Origin of the sequence: Liquorilactobacillus uvarum DSM 19971 (assembly GCF_001434935.1) — a bacterium.
Taxonomy (GTDB): domain Bacteria; phylum Bacillota; class Bacilli; order Lactobacillales; family Lactobacillaceae; genus Liquorilactobacillus; species Liquorilactobacillus uvarum.
In genome coordinates, this window is sequence record NZ_AZEG01000059.1 from 1 (window position 1) to 4,770 (window position 4,770).

The 4,770-nt window shown below is 32.5% G+C and carries 6 protein-coding genes; 2 read left to right on the top strand and 4 right to left on the bottom strand.

Features of this window, described 5'->3' with window-relative positions; translation table 11 throughout:
- Nucleotides 1-174: 174 nt before the first annotated feature.
- From FD20_RS11960 to FD20_RS11970, 3 genes are all read right to left on the bottom strand, one after another.
- Entirely contained in the window at nt 175-423 is a 249-nt protein-coding gene (locus FD20_RS11960) for a hypothetical protein (protein WP_057738809.1), read from the bottom strand.
- A gap of 540 nt (nt 424-963) precedes the next feature.
- Nucleotides 964-1,494, bottom strand: coding sequence for a GNAT family N-acetyltransferase (locus FD20_RS11965; RefSeq protein WP_057738811.1), 531 nt, complete (start codon nt 1,492-1,494; stop codon nt 964-966).
- A gap of 160 nt (nt 1,495-1,654) precedes the next feature.
- Nucleotides 1,655-2,230: an NADPH-dependent F420 reductase gene (locus FD20_RS11970; RefSeq protein ID WP_057738813.1), complete on the bottom strand. Its 576-nt coding sequence runs from the start codon at nt 2,228-2,230 to the stop codon at nt 1,655-1,657.
- A gap of 566 nt (nt 2,231-2,796) precedes the next feature.
- On the opposite strand from FD20_RS11970, the gene FD20_RS11975 reads away from it, so the two are divergent.
- Nucleotides 2,797-3,012, top strand: a complete 216-nt coding sequence (locus FD20_RS11975; protein WP_057738815.1) for a DUF378 domain-containing protein — start codon at nt 2,797-2,799, stop codon at nt 3,010-3,012.
- A gap of 202 nt (nt 3,013-3,214) precedes the next feature.
- On the opposite strand, the gene FD20_RS13445 is transcribed toward FD20_RS11975, so the two are convergent.
- Complete coding sequence (locus FD20_RS13445) at nt 3,215-3,370, bottom strand: hypothetical protein (protein WP_157060930.1); 156 nt, start codon at nt 3,368-3,370, stop codon at nt 3,215-3,217.
- Nucleotides 3,371-3,974: 604 nt separating this feature from the next.
- On the opposite strand from FD20_RS13445, the gene FD20_RS11980 reads away from it, so the two are divergent.
- A complete protein-coding gene (locus tag FD20_RS11980; protein WP_057738816.1) occupies nt 3,975-4,619 on the top strand; it encodes a hypothetical protein in 645 nt (214 codons plus the stop codon).
- Nucleotides 4,620-4,770: the final 151 nt, after the last annotated feature.

Below are 4,770 nucleotides of genomic sequence, written 5' to 3' on the forward strand. Positions count from 1 at the left end.
AAACCAAAGATTTTTCCAAACCGGCCTTTATTATGGAGACTTATGTCACAGCCTCTTCCTTATTTACTTCTACTTCGTATAAACATGTTCCATATGTCAAAATTCTTTGTCTAACTTTGAATTACTCATACTTAAACCACACCATATTAGAGATTTCATGGCAATGCTAAATTTTTACCATCTTGCATCCACACCCTTTTGTTGCAAATACCACTTTTCAGTCACACCTATATAGCCACATATTTCGTTTATACGTTTTTTGGTATTTTTAGTATCAGCGGCTTTCCCAGTAATTAGACGGTTAACATACGGATTAGATAATCCAAAATGTCTCGCCACCTCTGTCTGTGAACTTGGTTTTAAGCCTAAACGCTTATTGCGTTTTAACCCTATTATAACTAACTCTTCTAATTCTCTCGTCATACTATCCACTCCCAAATATTTTTACCATAATACAAAATTATAGCAAAACTGTTTTTAAGCGTTAGAATGATATTATATTTAAAAAAATAAAATTAAGCAAAAAATACGCTTGATCTGTTAAAAACAGCCGTTTTGATACCGAAATGATCAACGTTATTAATTAATATACTAATGATTAAATGCCGCAAATTAAAATTTTACTTTTTATTTTTTTATTTTATATGAGATATCGTTACATTGAACTTATTTATAGATATCTCTCAAAATAACTTTGGATTTAGCTCTGCCGTTAGCGCGCATTTTGAAACTACCGACTTAATTCAAAGTTTGAGTTGAACAAGCACACATATCATTTGTACACTCTCATCACAATGTTTTGGGTAAATTTCTATCAACTGCCACCAGACAAAAATGTCCAAGTATCGGATGATAATTTATGTTATGTAAACTAAAATAAACCCTCACTCTATTTAGAGAATGAGGGTTATTTTAGTTATGCGTATTTTGATATCATCGATGCTAGTAGCTTTCAAAATTGTATTAAAGAAAATCGTAATAAAAATGAATGTTCTGTTTTCCCTTTTGGGAGGTATGATTATATACTTCAGTATCAAGTCCACCAATTTCAAACCCGTATTTCAAATAGAACTCACACGCTGTGGCATTGTTGTTTTGTCCTATTGTCCAAAGACCTTTATACTTTTTTTCTTTTGCAATTTCTTCTGCAAATTTCAAGAGTGAGCTAGCGACCCCTTTTCGTCTATATTCTCCACTAACTTTTAAGTCCTCTAAATATAAGTATTTATTCCACTGATTTTTGAAAACTGCCAAACCAATTGTTTTTTCACCCTCAAAAGCACCAATGGCAAATCCATTTTCATTTATGGATTTTAGACTATAATTTTCATCCGGAAAAGTTTGCTTCCGTACTTCTTTTTTACTATACTTTTTTATTTCATAATTCCATTTTTCTTTATTTCTTTTTACAATCAGTTCTCCCCAAATATCAAAAGCATTATTTTTAAGAAGTAAGCTTTGCTTATAATCTTTGGTTATTATTTTTAGTTTCATCTTAGCTATTCCTCTTTTACCCAGTCCTAAGTGATCGTACAGTAACACTTTACAAAAAATAAGCTCATCTCGAATTAAGTATGAGTCTTATTTTGCTAGGCTATCATTTAGATATTGTTCTTGATAAATTGGAGGAAAATAGAGTTTAAATTCAAAATCTCTATTTAATAATTCCAAATCCACCGTTCCAACTAATTTTTTCTTTAGCTGCAAGTGTCATCTGTAAAAAGCCAAATGCTTCTAATTCACGTGCTCGTTTTAAAGCACCTGCATCAACTACAGCCAATCCACTTTCTTTTAAAGAATCTGCTAATAATTTTTTTGCAGTCTCATCGTCAGAAGCCATCATCACTGTTGTTTGCTGCTTATCACCTACTTGTTTGCTCACTAAAGTTGCAGCAAACGTTGTATTAAACGCCTTTACAACTTTTGAATTTGGTAATTTGCTTGCAAGCTCAGCTGCCGCCGAACTGTTAGCTGGCACTACTAATTCGTTCCACGTTTCAAAATTTAAAGGATTGGTAATATCAACAACAATCTTATTCTCTAATTTCTCAGAATTTTTCTCAGCAATTTTAAGCGCAGCTGGATATGGAACAGCTAATATGACAATTTCACCTATGTTTTTTACTGTATCATCACTTCCAATATAATTAACTTCATTCCGGGCATCCACAAAGTTCTGTCCGATAGCTTTCCCCATGTTTCCTTTACCAAAAATCGTAACTTTTGTCATTTTAATTCCTCCCAAACCTTATTTACTACAAACAACCATAATTAAATGGCTTCGAGAAGTCAAACATGTTTTCTCGAAAAATAGTTCTTAAATGTTGTGCGAAAATTATTTTAGTAATTTATTATTTGATCGCCTTTCTCTTAGACAAAAAATAAGCCTACCTCAACCAAGAGATAGTCTTTTCGATGTTGAATCAATTAAACGTGTTGTTATTTTATATGCTAGCCACTTTCAATTGACAGTTCGAAATTATCTAAACGTTCCTAAGACAACTCTATTTTCACGTGCCGCAATGTAATAGTGGTATCCTGCATAATCGACGTAACTAATGTATATATAGTTAACGTGTTTTACATAGCCATCATATGTTTGTAAATAAACCTCTCATCCCATAGACTGCTGCTTAGTTAACTTTTCTTCTATCACACTTATATCTCCACAAATACCAAAATTTTATTCTTAGTTCATTTACCCAAACTTCGACTCATTAATGTTTTCTTGCGTATTAGTAACCCCCTATCTTAGAGACTGCTATACTTTAGTTGTAAAGAAAGGAAGTTCTTTTTTTGAAAACTCTAGATAGCGTTGTTCTGGGTTTACTAATTGTCGGAGGTTTAAACTGGTTACTTGTTGGTTTATTCAATTTTGATTTAGTTGCCGCAATTTTTGGTGGTCAAACAGCCATACTTTCAAAAATTATTTATATCGTAGTTGGACTTTGTGCTCTGTACTCATTAAAATTTTTCCCGCTTATTATGAATTCGCTTAAGCATGCGAATTAAATTAGTTAAAAACCGGTTCGCCGGCTTTTTTTCTTCCCGAATTTATTTAGATTATTTACCACTCTTACTTTCTTTAAGCTCAATCAGCCACTTCCACACATGGTAGCTTACTAAGATTCCCAGTACCATTCTTATCTTTATAGTAATTTGGTTGTAAATTACTCATACATACGCCTCAACTTTCTCCTTTGTACTGTCGTAGTTATTTACTTGAAAAATAAGTATCGTAACACAGAAAATGATCACTAAAGGATGGCTGCCATGCTTCTATTCCAAGTGTCCGATGAGCCTTAGATAACTTCAGTATGCCTTTCTTGCCAGCCGATGGTATCTCATCACTTGATTGGGAGCTTACCATCTGCGAAAACGTCATCCTAATTCTTTCAACTCATATCTTCAATTTCAAACTTATTTATTTCTCACTAACATAATTTAACTTTCTTAAATATTTGATAATTATTTTTTTAATGTGTTAGAATTAACCTGAGTTTTTTTCAGTGAGTCCATTGCTATGAGTTCTTTTTTTCGTAATTTTTTGTATTTTCTTGAATAAATTATTTTGTATGCACTTAAGCACCTGACACAACTTATTCAAGATATGAAATTTACGCTTTTCTATTTAACATTTCAGTGAACTGCAATTGAATTTCTAGAAACACTTTTAGCTTCATAAACTTATTTGTCCTTAAGCCCCATTTCTGCCATTTAGTGTCTAATACCGCACTAAAGGCTCACTGCTCAGTGTTTCCAATTAGAAAGAAATCCATTGACTTTTACAGAAGATCTTTCGGGAAGGTTATATTTAGAGGAAAAGAAAAAGTCTTAGTCGCCAACTGGGGAATAGGAAACTAAGACTTGTCATGTATATGAACTAAATATATCACAATTCATACACATATACATAATGGTTTATATTTTTTATTAACACATATTGTTTTTAAATTATTAAGGGAGATTTTTAAATGAAAAAAGTATCCATGTTAACCTTGTTGGCAACCACTACATTACTTCTAGCTTCTTGTGGAAGTAATAAATCCGCTAAGACAAGTAGCAATTCTTCAAGCAAAGCAAGATCTGAGAGTGTTGCAAAGAAAAATTCAGAAAAAAAAGCATCTAGCATTGCATTGGAAAAGAAGCAAAAGTCAGAGAGTAAGGCTAAAGCAGATAGCCAATCTAAAGCTGAATCTTCTTCAATCTTAAAAGAAAGTAGCTTGGCAGATACATCAGCTTATGCCGCAGCAGCAAGCATCAATACTGATACAGAAAACTCATCAAGTTCAACTACTGAGTCTACATTTACAAATTCAAATTCTTCTGCAGTTGTTTCAAGTAATTCTTCTAGTACAGCAGCTACTCAAAGTTCTTCAACCACTTCAACAAATGCAAATGATAAAGTTTCCTCTCCTCAACAAGCTATGGCACTTGCTGAAGCGAAATATGGAAATGGAAACGGAGATTGGACCTGGACTTATTTAACAGACGGAACCGATAATCCGTCTAGCTTTTTTGTAAAAGCAATATCTAAAAGTCAAATTGCAAATGGTTCAATGACTGGTACTGCGAAAAGTGTAACTGTTTATCGGGATGGTTCAATGTCCGAAAATTAATAGATAAAACTTAGCAGTATTATGTACGATGATGTTATTCAAAAAGACTTTGTTCAAAATGTCAATTTAATTTTCAACAAAAGTAAAAATCGTCAAACTGCTCCTATCCTAGTATTTGGTACATAAATTTCTGAACAGTTGTGCCATAATT